A 14,547-nucleotide genomic window follows, 5' to 3' on the forward strand; every position below is an offset into this window, starting at 1 on the left:
TGGGGTCTCATGCGGGGTGTCGATCAGGGTGTCGATCCGGCCTGGCTGCCGGACCGGGCGTTCCGGCCGATCGGCACCCGGCGGACCTTGATCCGTGGCGCGGGTCCACTGGTGGACACCGTGCACCGGGAAGTGGCAGGGGCCTGTGAACAGTTCGGGGGCCGCGTCGAGCGCGACGCGGCCCCCGGGCCGTTCGACCTCGTCCTGGAGCTGACCGGCACCGGCGAGGACTTCGAGGACTTCTCGGAGGCTTTCACCTACGAGCGGGCGGGCGGCCGTACGACGGTCGCCGCGTCCGGCGGCACCGGCCTGCTCCACGGCCTCTTCCACGTCGTACGGCTCGGAGAGGCGGCGTTCCAGGGCTCGTCCGCCCGCTCGACCCACCGCCCCGGCCTGGCGCTGCGGATGCTCGACCACTGGGACAACGTCGCCGTGCATCCGGTGATGGGGCAGGTGGAGCGCGGATACGCCGGCGGGTCGCTGTTCTGGGAGGACGGCCGGGCGCGCGGCGAGCTGCTGGGGCGGGTGCGGGCGTACGCGCGGCTGCTGGCGGCGTGCGGGATCAACGCGATCACCGTGAACAACGTCAACGTGCACGAGACCGAGGCGCACCTGCTGACCGACCGGATCGGTGAAGTCGCCGCCATCGCGGGCGCTTTGCGGCCGTACGGCATCCGCACCCATCTGTCGGTCACGTTCGCCGCGCCGACGGTGCTGGGCGGGCTGCCGACGGCCGATCCGCTGGACGAGGGCGTGCGCGGCTGGTGGGCGGAGACGACCTCGCGCGTGTACGAGGCGATCCCCGACTTCGGCGGGTACGTCGTCAAGGCCGACTCCGAGGGGCAGCCGGGGCCGTTCGCCTACGGCCGCAGTCACGCGGACGGCGCGAACATGCTGGCCGCCGCCCTGGAGCCGTTCGGCGGCACGGTGCACTGGCGGGCCTTCGTCTACGACCACCGCCAGGACTGGCGGGACCGGACGACGGACCGGGCGCGTGCCGCCTACGACCATTTCGTGCCGCTGGACGGGCAGTTCGCCGGGAACGCCGTGCTCCAGGTGAAGCACGGGCCGATGGACTTCCAGGTGCGGGAGCCCGTCTCGCCGCTCATCGGTGCCATGCCGCACACCCGGCTCGCGGTGGAGGTGCAGGCCACGCAGGAGTACACCGGGCAGCAGCGGCATGTGTGCTGGCTGGGGCCGATGTGGAGCGAGGCGCTGCGGTTCCGGCCCGAAGAGGGCCGTTCCGTGGGTGAGTTGGCGAGTGGCGGACTCGTCGCCGTGTCGAACGTCGGCGACGACCCGTTCTGGACCGGGCATCCGCTGGCCCAGGCCAACCTGTACACCTTCGGGCGGCTCGCCTGGCAGCCGGACGCGGATGCGGGCCGCGTCCTCGACGAATGGATCGGCCTCACCTTCGAGCCCACCGCGGCGGCGGGAGTGCGTGCGGTGCTCGACGGTTCGTGGCGGACGTACGAGAAGTACACCGCGCCGCTCGGCGTGGGCTGGATGGTGCAGCCCGGCCACCACTACGGGCCGAGCGTGGACGGCTACGAGTACAGCCCCTGGGGCACCTACCACTTCGCCGACCGCGACGGCATCGGCGTCGACCGGAGCGTGGCGACCGGCACCGGGTACGCCGGTCAGTACGCCAAGCCGTGGGCCGAGGTGTACGAATCGCCCACCACCTGCCCCGACGAGCTGTTGCTGTTCTTCCACCACGTGTCGTACGACCACGTGCTCCACAGCGGGAAGACGGTGATCCAGCACATGTACGACACGCACTTCGAAGGCGTGGAGGAGGTGGAGGAGGCCCGCGCGGCGTGGGCCTCACTGGCCGGGCTCGTGGACCCGGCGCGCCACGCGCGGGTGACGGAGCGGTTCGAGGAGCAGCTCCGCAGTGCCCGCGAGTGGCGCGATCAGGTCAACAGCTACTTCTTCCGTAAGTCAGGTGTGGCCGACGCACATGGGCGCCGCATCTACTGACTGCGAAGGATCAGTGTGCCGAGCGGGTCGAGGGTCAGTGGCTCGCCCTCCTCGACCCGCTTGCCGGTCAGCAGGTCGGTCGCGGTGGTGTGGGCGGTGAGGTGGGCCGGCTCCGGGGCGTGGTTGAGCAGGAAGTGGAGGCGGGCGCCGTCCGGGGCGACCCGGGTCGCGGTCTCCAGGGCGGGGTGGTCGGCGTAGGGGCCGAGCAGGTCGTGGCGGGTCAGGACGCGACGGACGACCCGGTCGACGCCGGGCTGGTCCAGGGCCGTGGCGACGTACCAGCCCTCGCCTCCCGCGTCCCCGAACCGGTGGCGTGTCACGGCCGGGGTGCCGGCGTAGAAGTCGGCGCCGTACGTCCCGACCGGCTCGGCGCCGCGTGGCAGCACGATCTCGAAGACCAGGCGGGCCTCGCAGGTGAGCTCTCCCAGCTGGACGGGCTGTACGACCTCCGGTGGCCGCGCGTCCCATTCGTCGACGCGGACGCCCATGAGCGGGGCGAGCGGGCCGGGCACATCGGTGAGGAACGCGCGGTCGTGCTCGTCGACGCGGCCGGAGAGGAAGGTCGTCAGGACGGTTCCGCCGCGTGCGGCGACGGCTTCCAGGCGCCGTGCCAGGTCGCCCTTGACCATGTGCAGGACCGGCGCGAGGACCACGTCGTACGCCGTGAGGTCGGCCGTGACCGGGACGACGTCCACGTCGGCGCCGGCCTCGCGGGCGGCACGGTAGTAGGTGTGGACCACCTCCTGGTACCTGACCAGTCGGGACGGGCCGTCGGAGATCTCCAGGGCCCACCAGCTGTCCCAGTCGAAGAGCAGGGCGACGCGGGCCGGGGTGCGGGCGCCGAGAGTCGCGTCGCCCAAGTCCCCCAGCTCCCGCCCCAGTTCGGCCACTTCGCGGAAGACCCGGGTGTCCCCCCGGCCCGCGTGGCCGATCACCGCGCCGTGGTACTTCTCGCAGGCGCCGCGAGAGGCGCGCATCTGGAAGTAGAGGGCGGCGTCGGCACCATGGGCGACGGCCTGGAAGGTGGCCAGCCGCAACTCCCCCGGCCGACGCAGCGGGTTGACGTCACGGCAGGCCGTGGTGGACGGGGTCTGCTCCATCAGCCAGAAGGGGGCGCCGTCCTTCAGGCCACGCATCAGGTCGTGGGCGAGGGCGGACCAGGTCGGCGGGGCGTCGAGGGGCGGGTAGCTGTCCCAGGAGGCGAAGTCGAGGTGGGGTGCCCAGCGGTGGTAGTCGAGGGGGCGAAACATGCCCATGAAGTTGGTGGTGACGGGTGTGTCCTGGTCGTGGGCGCGGATCACCTCCTTCTCGGCGAGGAAGCAGCCGAGCAGGGCGTCGGTGGTGAAGCGGAAGTAGTCGAGGGTGATGCCCTGGAAGGCGGTGTGGTCGGAGCCGCGCCAGTGCTCGGTGAGGGCGCTCGGGGGCTCGATCTCGGCGAAGTCGGTGAAGCGGTGGGACCAGAAGGTCGCCCACCAGGCGTCGTTGAGGGCGTCGAGGGTGCCGTACCTGCGCCGCAGCCACTCCCGGAACGCCTCGGCGCACAGGTCGCAGTAGCAGGTGCCGCCGTACTCGTTGTTGATGTGCCAGGCCAGCAACGCCGGGTGGTCCGCGTAGCGTTCGGCGAGGCGGGCCGCCATGGCGGTGGCGTGGTCGCGGTAGGCCGGTGCGCTGGGGCAGAAGTTGTGGCGTTGGCCGTAGCGGTGGCGGCGGCCCTCGAAGTCGGTGCGGTTGACCTCGGGGTGCCGCCTGGCGAGCCAGGGCGGCAGGGCGGCGGTGCCGGTGGCCAGGCAGACCTGGCGGTGCTCGGCGGCGGCGCGGTCCAGGACGCGGTCGAGGACCGTGAAGTCGTAGGTGTCGGGGGCGGGTTGGGTGAGGGACCAGGAGAAGACGCCGACCGTCAGGGTGTCGATGCCGGCCTGCGTGAACAGGCGGTGGTCGTCGTCCCGGACCGGCTCGGGCCACTGCTCGGGGTTGTAGTCGCCGCCGTACGGGATCTTCGGGGTGCGCGGCGCTGTCATGCGGTGAAGTCCTCCTGGGTCTCGGCGATCACCGGGCGGCCGCTGTGCAGCAGGGAGAGCAGCAGCGGGGCGGCCAGCAGAGCGGGCAGGGCCTCGGTCAGCAGGGCGGTCGACGCGGCCACCAGGACGAGCAGGGAGGCGGCGGCGAGGGTGGTGCGGGCGTGCCGGACCAGGAAGTAGGCGGCGAGGCGGGCGGTGTCGCGGGCGCGGAAGGCGAACAGGGAGGTGAGGAGCAGCGCGTGCGCGCCCCACAGCAGGGAGCCGGCGCCGATCACGCCGAGCAGGACGGCCCACCAGCCGGGCAGGCCGGTGGCGGAGAAGTGGGTGAGGGTGAAGGCGATGACCGTCAGCCAGGTGAGAAGGGGCGTCCAGAGCTTGAGCGCGGGGAGGGCGTTGAGGCGCCAGCCGCGTGCGTAGGTCCGGGCCGGGTGCAGTTCGGTGAGGTCGCGGCTGCGGTGGTGCAGGGCGTACAGCGCGGCGGACAGGGCCGGGCCGAGCGGCAGCAGGCATACGGCGGCCAGGGGCAGGTTGGCCGGGTCGGGGCCGAGCAGGAGCAGGCCGGCGAGTCCGGGTGCGGCGGCGAGGAGCAGCAGGACCTCGACGGTGACCAGGGTGTGGATCAGGGCGGCGGCGCGGGAGAGGGCTCCGGTGCCGAAGTCGGCCGTGGGGGCGCCGCTGCTCACCCGTTGTCCTTCTTGAAGCGTTCGTACGCCGTGTTGTGCAGGTCGACGAACCTCTCCATGTTCTTCGCCTTCAGCTCGGCGACGTACGCGTCCCATTCGGACATCGGGCGTTTGCCGAGGACGAACTTGAGGGTGTTCTGGGTGACGTGGTCCCTGAGCGGGGTCTCCCACAGGGACGCCTGTTCCTGTTCGAAGGACTGGAGCGGGTGGGCCGGGGCGATCGGCGTCTGTTCGCGCTGGGACATGGCGTCCTGGAACTTCTTCTCGTCGGCGCTGAACATGGAGGAGACGAGTTCCCAGCTGCCGCCGTAGGCGAAGACGCCGTTGTAGAAGCCGTAGTCCTTCTGCATGTCCTTCGGGGCGTCCGGGTCGGAGCCCATGAGGCTGATGCCGGGCTTGGGCTGGTACTGGCCGCCGGAGCGGGTGTAGGTGACGCCCTCGATGCCCCAGCGCGCGAACCGCTGGCCCTCGTCGGAGTACCACAGCCAGTCCACGAACTGCATCATCGCGACGAAGCTGTCGCTCTTCAGCGCCTTGCTGGAGACCATGACGCCGTTCTCCAGCCGGACGCCGCCCAGGACCACGGGACCGGCGGGCCCGAGCGGCACCGGGATCATCTCGATCTTCGCGCCCTTGACCTGCTTCTCCAGGTTGAAGCGGTACTCCTGCACCAGTACCTGCGGGTTGGCGCTGATCGCGAAGGACTTCTCGCCCAGCAGTTTCTGCGCGGCCTCGTCGTCGGTCTGGGTGAAGCTCTCCGGGTCCACCAGCTTCTCGGCGACCAGCTTGCGCACGTACTCGATCAGCTGCCGGAAGGCGTCCGTCGCCCCGGTGAAGACGAACTTCCCCGCGCCCGCGTCCCAGTCGATGTTGTCGTACGTCCATCCGGCGCGGACGCCGTACGCCTGGCCCAGGTAGCTGAAGAGGGCGGCGGCCGGGTAGGGCGTGTTCTTGCTCCAGCGGTCGGAGAACGGGTAGCGGTCCGGGTACTCCTCCTTGATCGCCTTGAAGACCTCGTACACCTCGTCCCAGGTGGTGGGCAGGCTCAGTCCGAGGCGGTCGAGGACGTCGGTGCGCAGCGCCAGCGAGTAGCCGGATCTGGGCTTCTCGTGCATGCCGGGCAGCAGATAGAACTTGCCGTCGGACTGCCGGATCGAGTCGAGTTCCGGCTCCAGCTTCCAGCGCTTGACCTTGTCCTGGAAGTTGGGCATGAGGTGCACGTAGTCGCTGACCGGGAGGATCGCGCCCGACGACACGAACGCGACCTCGGAGGGGTGGTACGTCTTGGGGATCAGGAACGGCGCGTCGCCCGAGCCGATGAGGACACTGCGCTTCTTCTCGTAGTCGACCAGGGGGACGGCGACGGGCTCGAAGGTGACGCCGGTGCGCTTGGTGAGCTCCTTCCAGAACAGCCAGCCGTCCTTCATCGGGTAGACCGGGTTGTTGTTGTGCAGGACCGTGAAGGAGAGCGCTGCGGTCGCCTTGAACTGCTGACCGACGCGGTACTCCTTCATCGCCCCGTCTCTCTTCTTCGACAGGTCCTTGGAGTCGCCGCCGTCGTCGCCGCTGCCGCAGCCGGTGAGGGTGGCGAGGCCGATGAATCCGGCGGCGGCGAGGATCTGACGCCGTGACAGCTGGCTTGCGTTGTTCGCGGATGACACGGTTACTCCCTTGTTAGCCCTGGACCGTCAGCCCTTGACCGCGCCGAGCATCACGCCCGACACGAAGTAGCGCTGGACGAACGGATAGACACAGAGGATGGGCAGCGAGGTCAGCACGATCGTGACCGCCTGGATGTTGGCGCCGACCTGGCTGAGCTGGGCGTCGGCGGCGCCCGCGTTGCCGCCCGTGGTCGCGCCGGAGATGAGGTTGCGCAGATAGACGGTGACCGGCATCAACTCGGACTTGTCCATGTAGAGGAAGGCGCTGAACCAGGAGTTCCAGAAGGACACCGAGTAGAAGAGCACCATCGTCGCGACGACCGCTTTCGACAGCGGCAGCACGATCCGCAGCAGGATGCCGTAGGTGCTCAGGCCGTCGATCTGCGCGGCCTCCTCCAGTTCGGTCGGCAGGCTCTCGAAGAAGGCCTTCATCACCAGCAGGTTGAACACGCTGATGGCGTTGGGCAGCGCGATGGCCCAGACGCTGTTCTTCAGGCCGAGGCTGGTGACGAGGACGTAGTTGGGGATCAGGCCGCCGGTGAAGAACATGGTGAAGACGGCGACCCCGACCAGGACGCCGCGTCCCTTGAGGTGCTTCTTCGACAGTACGTAGGCGTAACAGGTGGTCAGGACCATGGCGACGGCGGTGGCGACCACCGTGTACAGCACGGTGTTGCCGTAGTTCCGCCAGAACATCGAGTCCTGGAACACGATCTTGTACGTGGTGAGGTTGAAGCCCTTGGGCCACAGCGTCACCTCACCGGCCCTGATCTGCCGCTCCGCACTGAACGAGCGGGCGACGATGTTGGCGAACGGGTACAGGGTGACGATCACGACCAGCGTGAGGACCACGCCGTTGACGCCCTGGAAGGCGCGGTAGGAGCGGCTCGGCTTCACCACAGGCTGGTCCCCACTGTGCGGCGCGAGAGCTGGTTGGCCGACGTGATCAGCACCAGGCCGATGATCGCCTCGAACAGGCCGATGGCGGCGGCGTAGCTGAAGCTGTTGGACTCCACGCCCGCGCGGTAGAGGTAGGTCGAGATCACGTCGGCCTTGGGATAGGTCAGCGGGTTGTACAGCAGCAGGACCTTCTCGAAGCCGACGGCCAGGAAGGTGCCGACGTTGAGGATCAGCAGCGTGATCATGGTGGGGCGGATACCGGGCAGCGTGACATGCCAGATCTGCTGCCAGCGGTTGGCGCCGTCGATGCGAGCGGCCTCGTAGAGGTCCTCGTCGATGGTGGTGAGCGCGGCGAGGTAGAGGATCGTGCCCCAGCCTGCGGTCTGCCAGATCTCGGAGCCGACGTAGATGGTGCGGAACCACTCGGGTTCCTGGATGAACCGGATCGGGTCGTGCCCGAACCAGCCCAGGACGTGGTTGATCGGGCCGTCCGTGGCGAGCATCTGGAGCGTGATGCCCGCGACGATGACGATCGACAGGAAGTGCGGCAGATACGACACCGACTGCACGAACCGTTTCAGCGAACGTCTGCGCACCTCGTTGAGCAGCAGGGCGAGCACGATCGGGATCGGGAAGCAGAAGACGAGCGTGAGTCCGCCGAGCCACAGGGTGTTGCGGAACACCTGCCAGAAGGTGGGGTCGCTCAGGAACATCTCGACATAGCGCAGGCCCACCCACTGCTCGCCGAAGATCGAGCCGCCCGGTTCGAAGCGCCGGAAGGCGATCACGTTGCCGAGCATCGGCAGATAGCGGAAGACCAGGAAGAACAGCAGCGGCAGCACGGCGAGCGAATACAACTGCCAGTCCCGGCGCAGCGCCCGGCGCCAGCCGACGCGCGTCGTCCGTCGCCCGCGGCGAGGTGGGGCCTTGGCCGGCGGTGGCTCCTTTGTGCCGGGCGGTGGAGCCGAGCTGGTGGAGGTGCTCATGCAGGTGGCCTCCCGGTGGCACCGAAAGTTTCGGAGTCGGACCGGCAACTTTGCGGCGAGGTTAGGGGCGGGTGTAATGGCTGTCAATGGGACTGACAGGGAAGGCCAGTTGAGGAGGGCAGGACCGGGACGAGCTGGAGGTTACGAAACATTCTGACGGCGAAACGCAACAATCGGAGGCCATGTTGCCCGCGTTCGACCTGCCGTTGACGGACCTGGAGCGCTACCGGCCGGACCTCCAGGAGCCCGCCGACTTCGACGAGTTCTGGCACGACACCCTCAAGAAGGCGGACCGGCACGAGGTGTTGGTGGCGTGCGAACCGGTGGAGACGGGTCTGCGGCTCACCGAGACCTGGGACGTGACCTTCCGGGGGTTCGCCGGCGACCCGGTGCGGGCCTGGTTCAGCAGACCGGCCGGGGTGCGCGAACCCCTGCCGGCCGTCGTCGAGTACGCCGGCTACGGCCGGGGCCGCGGCCTCCCGCACGAGCGGCTGACCTGGGTGAACGCCGGGTACGCGCATCTGCTGATGGACAACCGGGGCCAGGGCGACCAGTACGGCAACGGCGGCGCCACCCCCGACCCGCACGCCACGGCACCTGGCGGCCCCGGCCCGGCGGTGCGCGGCCTGCTCTCACCCCGGGACCACCACTACCGGCGTCTCATCACGGACGCGGTGCGCGCGGTCGACGCGCTACGCGCCCTTCCGGGCGTCGACGGCACCCGCGTCGCGGCCGTCGGCAACAGCCAGGGCGGCGGACTCGCGCTCGCCGTCGCCGGACTCGTGCCCGGCCTCGCCGCGCTCCTGGCCACCGCCCCGTTCCTGTGCGGCATCCGCCGTGCCCTCGACCTCACCGACGCCTCGCCGTACGGCGAGATCGCCGCGTACCTCTCGGTGCACCGGGACGCCGAGCGGGCCGCGTACACCACGCTCTCCTACCTGGAGGGGATCTCCTTCGCCCGCCGCGCCCACGCCCCGGCCCACTTCGGCGTCGGCCTGCGCGACACGGTGTGCCCGCCGAGCGGGGCCTACGGCGCTTTCAACCGCTACGCGGAACTGTCGGACGCCGAGCCGCGCAAGGAGATCCACCCCTATCGGTTCAACGGCCACGAGGGCGGCGACGCGGTGCACGTACGCCGCCAACTGGACTGGCTGGTAGGGCAACTGGCTTGACGTCGTTCTCCGTTGAGGCGATAGAGTCATGCACAGACCATTCGACAACGTTGTCGCACAGCTTGGTTCTCGCACCAGCCACGCACCATCCGGACGGTCCCACTTCCCCCCTCGGGCCCGTCCGGCTCGCGGACCCGGTGGACGGCGACTCATCGCCCACCGGGTCCGCCCCGAGCCGCGGTTCAGCCCACCCGGCAGGGCAGGCCGGTCGCACTGTCTCCGCCGGAGCCGGAGACGACGTAGCCGAAGGTGGTGCTCTCACCTGGATCGAGGGAGCCGTTCCAGTCGGCGTTGTGGACCATCACGTCCTGACCTGTGTAGGTCGCGTTGCCGCTCCACAGGCTCTCGACCTTCTGCCCGGCGGGAAGCGTCCAGTCGACCATCCAGCCGAGCATCGGGACGTCGCCGGAGTTGGTGACGGTCACCTCGGACTGGTAGCCGCCGGACCAGGTACCGGTCGTGCGGCGGGTGGCGGAGCACTCGCCGGGCACCGGGTCGGTCGGGTTGCCGGGCTCCTTGACGCCGGTGACCTCGCCGTTGCCGCCGTCGAAGACGATGTCGGAGCAGGAGTAGAAGGTCTCCGCGCTGTCCGAGCGCTGCCAGACCATGTAGACGATGTGGCGGCCCGACTTGTTCGCCGGGAGCTGCCCGGACCAGGAGTAGTTGGCCTCGACCGTGCCCGGGGAGCCGTTGAGCGGCGGGTGGTCGACCGAGAGGAAGGGCTGCTCCTCCATGTCGTCCCAGGTGAGGGTCTGCTTGGGGTCGAAGCCGTCCTTGGTGATGTAGACGTGGAACCAACCCGGGTGCGCGGCCCAGGCGTTGTAGGAGAAGTCGACGGTCGCACCCGAGGTGAGATGGGTGAGCGGCCAGTCGTCGCGCGGGGTGTTGAAGCCGGTGAAGTTGGTGTTGCCGCCGCTGCACAGCTCGCCGTCGGGCACGAAGCCGCGGGTGCGGCCGGCGCCGTCGGAGCGGAGCACCGAGAACCAGTTGTAGAACGGCGTGGTGCCGCTGACCTGTTGGGCGGCCCTGCAGGCCGGGTTGACGGGCTTGATCTCACCGGTGTCGGTGAGGCCGTCCTGCCAGCACAGGAAGGTGCGGCTGCCCGGCTTCATGGGGGTGCCGTGGGCCTCCGCCTCACCGCCGGTGCTCATGACGAGGGCCACGGCGGGGATGGTCGCGAGCAGGGAGACCAGGACGAGGAAGAGGGCTCTGGCGCGGGTGGGGAGGGTTAATCGGCGGGGCGGGGTGGTCCCGGTCGCCCCTTGTTTTGTCAGGATCATGACAGTCGAGTCCGTTCCGTCAGGCACGGGCCGTGCGGGTCCTTGTGTGGGTGTGCGTGCGGATGCGCGGGGCGGGAACGGTCCGGGGCGGCGGGTTCCGGTCCGCCACTATGGGAGCGCTCCCACCCCGTCTGTTGCGGAAGGTAGCGTCGAGGGGCGTGGTTGTAAACGCCTGACGCACAAAGGCGTCGCGGGAAGGGCGGGCCCGGTCGTCGCGGACGCGTACTACACACCGGTTGCCCCTGGCCTGGCGGTCGAGCGGGCTCAGAAGCCGATGTCACTGGTGATCACGGCCGGGCAGCGCGGTGACTCCCCACAGTTCCAGGTGGTTCTGGGGGCGTATCCGGGTGCCCCGGCTCGGGCCGGGCCGTCCGCGCACCCGGCCGGACAAGGTGCGTGCCGACAAGGCGTACGGCTCTCGCGCGAACCGCGCTTACCTGCGCAAGCGAGGTATCCGCTGCACGATCCCGGAGAAGCGCGATCAGATCGCCAACCGCAAGAAACGCGGCTCCCACGGTGGCCGGCCGCCGAAGTTCGACAAGGCCGACTACCAAGAGCGCCACGCGGTGGAGTGCGGAATCAGTCGCCTCAAGCGCCACCGCGAGGTCGCCACGAGATACGACAAGCTCGCCGTCCGCTACGAGGCGACCGTGCTGGTCGCAGCCATCAACGAGTGGCTGCGACCAGCACTTTCGAAACGCGCCCCAAGTTGCGCTGACCCAAACCGCATCGCCATTGCGGCCGGCCTCACCGCGCCGGAAACGGGTCCGTCGGCGAGCCCGGCCCTCCGTACCGGCCCTGGCTGAGAACGGTGTTTCGGACAGGGGCGAAAGGTCTTGTTGGTTGGTTGATCTCATTCCTACGTTGCCGGACATGAACAAGACAATGAAGCGTGCGGTGCTGGCCAGTACGGTGACCGCTCTCGCCTTCACCGCCACCACGGCCGCGGCCGCGGCTGACTCGCGCAGCGACCGCGACAGGTTCATTACGCAGTCCCAGGAGCAGGGCGGCCTGAGCGAGCGGGAGGCCGTAGCCCAACCAGGACCGCATCGAACGGCAGCTGGCGGGCTGGACGATCCCGGCAACGCAGACCAACTGGAAAACCGTGAAGGCCGATGACGGCTCGGGCACGCTCCACTACAGCTACCTCGGGCAGAAACAGCACGGAAGCCAAACGGGAGCTGCGACTACACGGACCCGTGTCCGTGGGCCGGGGACAACTAAGACCACGACTGGCTGGACCTCGGCAAGTGCAGCTTCCAGAAGCTCCGCTGGTTCAACTTCACCGACCGGCTGTCCTCGTACAGGAAATTCCAGACCGAGGGCACCGCCGCGCATTTCTACTACTGGGACGGCGAACGCCGGTCGTGGCCTTCCCCTCCACGGCACCAGCCAAGAACCCGGACCTTGAGGGCTCCGGATACGACAACCGCATCGACGCCATCCAAGTCTGCTGACCGCACCGAAGAGGGAGAGCACAGTGACACTGAAGACACGCACCAAGCACATCCTCGCGGCGCCCGCGGCTCTGGCGATCGCCGCCAGCGGCCTCGTCGTGGGCACCGCCACCCCGGCCGCCGCCGACACCTGCACGCCGGTCGTCGGCTGCGGCGAGCTCTACAACAACTCCAAGGAGACCATCTCGGCCGCCGGGGGCAGCAAGGACGACACGAGCGGCTGGTGCTGGAACGGTAACGCGCCCCGCTACTCCAGTCCCGGAACCAACCCGTTCAACTGCAAAGTGAACGTCGACAAGGTGAAGCCCGGCGAGGACACCTACAACGACCACTTCCTCGACGCCGACTCCTTCCGCGTCGACGCCGGATGCAAGGTCACCTTCACCCGCAGCCAGGGAAGCCCGCTCGGCTCCGATGCCTGGCCCGCCCCCGCGTCCCATGAGTATGTGGAGGACCGACGCGGCAAGGCCAATGACAAGTGGATCAAGATCCGCGACAACGACACGATCACCATCGAGTCCCAGACCTGTAAGGGAACTCCGGAAAAGTACTACGTCGACACCTGGCGCGAGGGCAACGGCTACCAGGACCCCTACTGCAAGGGGGACGGAGAGGACTGGCCCCGCTGCAAGAGCGACGGCGACCTGTATGTGGCCCGGAACTACTTCTTCTGCAAGCAGCTCGGCGAGAGCATCGGCACCACGTTCGAGTACAACCACTGGTGGCTCCTCACGGACCTCGACAAGGTCCACGACGGACGTGACGGCCGGGCCTGGGTCCCCGCCTACAACCTCACCGGCGACGGCAACGCCGACAACAACACCGCGAACTACTACGACAAGGACGCGGGGAAGTGGAAGGAGATCCCCGACTGCTGAGTCCGCCCCGCGACGAGAGAGGTGAGAAGCCCATGAAGCGGAACCAATGGCCGCTGCCGGCCATGCTGGTGGCCCTGATGGCGGTCCTGAGTCTGTCCGGCACCGCCACAGCATCCACACCCGGCACGAATTCGGGAACCGGGACGGAACGCAGCCCGGACCCCGACGACTCCGACTGCGACGTTTACCTTGGCGACATCAAGTCACCCGACAAGATCTTTCCGGGCGACGAGCGCTTCAACCCCGTTATGAACGGCGAACAGGCCCAGTTGTGGCAGTACCACACGACGAACGAGGACACCTTCGGCGTCATGTTCCTCTGGCCCTGGCAGGACACGCAGATCAGCGACATCTACATCCATGACAAGAACAGCGGCCAGTACTGCTGGAGCGAGCGCAGCACGGTCGGTGACAACGGACTGATCAAGCTGGAAACGGGCGTCCTGAACAACCTGAGCACGTCGATCGAGCTGTGCATCGTGCCCAGGGTAGGCCCGAACGTCAGGTGCAGCAGCGAGTGGTACCGCGAGGACGCCGGTGGACACCGCCAGGTCGGCCGCAACGGTCTGAGGGCCAACGGGATCCTCGACAAGGACCCGCAGGAGAACCTGGGCTCCATGCTGGCGCACGACTACAACGAGAACCGCAACGACCACTTCATCCGCCCGGGCAAGGGTGTGTATGTCCATCACAGCCCGGCCATCTCCACCAGCGTGGAGATGAACTACGACGCGTTCAACTGGTTCTGGGCCCAGGAAACCTACGCGGTCATGGAGTCGGACTCGTCCGAGCAGATGGTGTCGGTGCAGAGCGACAAGTACGGACAGGGCAAGTGGTACAAGGGCAAATGGAAGGACGGCAAATACCGGGCGGAGACGGGGATCTACTACAACGAGGAAGACCGCCTGAGGGTGTGTACGAAGAACGAGGATGAACTCAACAGCCAGGCCAAGTGCGGCGACTGGAACATGGGCCACTCCTGAACCTCCCGGCCCTCGATGGGAGACGACCCCGCACCCCCTGTCGGGGTGCGGGGCCAGGACGCGGCGGACTCCCACAGTCACGGGGAGGAACTTGGGATGCGGCGCGTCACGATGCCTGACCCCCGACGGGGGATGCCCCGAGAAGAAGATCGTCGATGACGAGGACGAGCTGCTGGCGTTCTACGACTTCCCCGCCGAACACTGGATCCACCTGCGGACCACGAACCCGATCGAGTCGACGTTCGCGACCGTGCGCCTGCGCACGAAGGTCACCAAGGGCGCCGGAAGCAGGGCGGCCGCGCACGAAGGTCACCAAGGGCGCCGGAAGCAGGGCGGCCGCCCTCGCGATGGTGTTCAAACTCGTCGAGTCAGCCCAGCAACGACGGCTGGCCGTGAACGCACCCCATCTCGTCGCCCTCGTCCGCGCAGGAGCCCGCTTCGAACGCGGCCACCTCGTCGAACGCTCCGAGACTCACGCAGCTTGACGCGCATCAAGTGATCCACAGGCCTTGACTATTACTCCCCCCCGGGGGCTCCGCGTGCTGT

The 14,547-nt window shown here is 68.6% G+C and carries 11 protein-coding genes and 2 pseudogenes; 7 read left to right on the forward strand and 6 right to left on the reverse strand.

The features are described from left to right. Window positions 1-9 precede the first annotated feature (9 nt). Window positions 10-1,983, forward strand: coding sequence for an alpha-glucuronidase (locus ACZ4UU_RS34110; RefSeq protein WP_471907248.1), 1,974 nt, complete (start codon window positions 10-12; stop codon window positions 1,981-1,983). Here the strand turns inward: ACZ4UU_RS34110 and ACZ4UU_RS34115 are convergent. Genes ACZ4UU_RS34115 through ACZ4UU_RS34135 form a run of 5 tightly spaced genes read right to left on the reverse strand, consistent with a single transcriptional unit; the run spans window position 1,977 to window position 8,231 of the window. Continuing rightward, on the reverse strand, window positions 1,977-4,001 hold the full coding sequence (locus ACZ4UU_RS34115) for a beta-galactosidase (RefSeq protein WP_471907249.1): 2,025 nt from the start codon (window positions 3,999-4,001) through the stop codon (window positions 1,977-1,979). The two genes, ACZ4UU_RS34110 and ACZ4UU_RS34115, sit on opposite strands and share 7 nt — an antisense overlap. After that, entirely contained in the window at window positions 3,998-4,684 is a 687-nt protein-coding gene (locus tag ACZ4UU_RS34120) for a YesL family protein (protein WP_471907250.1), read from the reverse strand. The genes ACZ4UU_RS34115 and ACZ4UU_RS34120 overlap by 4 nt, the downstream gene beginning before the upstream one ends. Then, window positions 4,681-6,345: an ABC transporter substrate-binding protein gene (locus tag ACZ4UU_RS34125; protein ID WP_471907251.1), complete on the reverse strand. Its 1,665-nt coding sequence runs from the start codon at window positions 6,343-6,345 to the stop codon at window positions 4,681-4,683. Before ACZ4UU_RS34125 ends, ACZ4UU_RS34120 begins: the two co-directional genes overlap by 4 nt. Window positions 6,346-6,372: 27 nt before the next feature. Further along, complete coding sequence (locus ACZ4UU_RS34130; protein ID WP_471907252.1) at window positions 6,373-7,245, reverse strand: carbohydrate ABC transporter permease; 873 nt, start codon at window positions 7,243-7,245, stop codon at window positions 6,373-6,375. Continuing rightward, entirely contained in the window at window positions 7,239-8,231 is a 993-nt protein-coding gene (locus tag ACZ4UU_RS34135; protein WP_471907253.1) for an ABC transporter permease, read from the reverse strand. Before ACZ4UU_RS34135 ends, ACZ4UU_RS34130 begins: the two co-directional genes overlap by 7 nt. Window positions 8,232-8,416: 185 nt before the next feature. On the opposite strand from ACZ4UU_RS34135, the gene ACZ4UU_RS34140 reads away from it, so the two are divergent. Next, window positions 8,417-9,403 (forward strand): acetylxylan esterase, encoded by a 987-nt coding sequence (locus tag ACZ4UU_RS34140; RefSeq protein WP_471907316.1) that lies wholly within the window; start codon window positions 8,417-8,419, stop codon window positions 9,401-9,403. Window positions 9,404-9,585: 182 nt separating this feature from the next. Here ACZ4UU_RS34140 and ACZ4UU_RS34145 read toward each other — a convergent pair whose 3' ends face one another. Continuing rightward, the gene (locus ACZ4UU_RS34145) at window positions 9,586-10,683 is read right to left on the reverse strand and encodes a lytic polysaccharide monooxygenase auxiliary activity family 9 protein (RefSeq protein ID WP_471907254.1); all 1,098 of its coding nucleotides are present in this window, start codon (window positions 10,681-10,683) and stop codon (window positions 9,586-9,588) included. Window positions 10,684-10,930: 247 nt separating this feature from the next. Here ACZ4UU_RS34145 and ACZ4UU_RS34150 point away from each other — a divergent pair. The 5 genes and pseudogenes from ACZ4UU_RS34150 to ACZ4UU_RS34170 form a co-directional block, all read left to right on the forward strand. Then, window positions 10,931-11,363 (forward strand): annotated as a pseudogene (locus ACZ4UU_RS34150) (transposase); the annotation flags it as partial. A 193-nt stretch (window positions 11,364-11,556) separates the two neighbouring features. After that, window positions 11,557-11,802 carry a hypothetical protein gene (locus ACZ4UU_RS34155; RefSeq protein WP_471907255.1) on the forward strand — a complete coding sequence of 82 codons (246 nt, stop codon included), beginning with the start codon at window positions 11,557-11,559 and terminating at the stop codon, window positions 11,800-11,802. A 361-nt stretch (window positions 11,803-12,163) separates the two neighbouring features. Further along, complete coding sequence (locus tag ACZ4UU_RS34160; RefSeq protein WP_471907256.1) at window positions 12,164-13,018, forward strand: hypothetical protein; 855 nt, start codon at window positions 12,164-12,166, stop codon at window positions 13,016-13,018. Window positions 13,019-13,050: 32 nt separating this feature from the next. Further along, window positions 13,051-14,001 (forward strand): hypothetical protein, encoded by a 951-nt coding sequence (locus ACZ4UU_RS34165; protein WP_471907257.1) that lies wholly within the window; start codon window positions 13,051-13,053, stop codon window positions 13,999-14,001. A 145-nt stretch (window positions 14,002-14,146) separates the two neighbouring features. Further along, window positions 14,147-14,486: pseudogene (locus ACZ4UU_RS34170) on the forward strand (transposase); the annotation flags it as partial. Between the last annotated feature and the right edge of the window lie 61 nt (window positions 14,487-14,547).

The organism is Streptomyces sp. NPDC028907 (genome assembly GCF_055564995.1).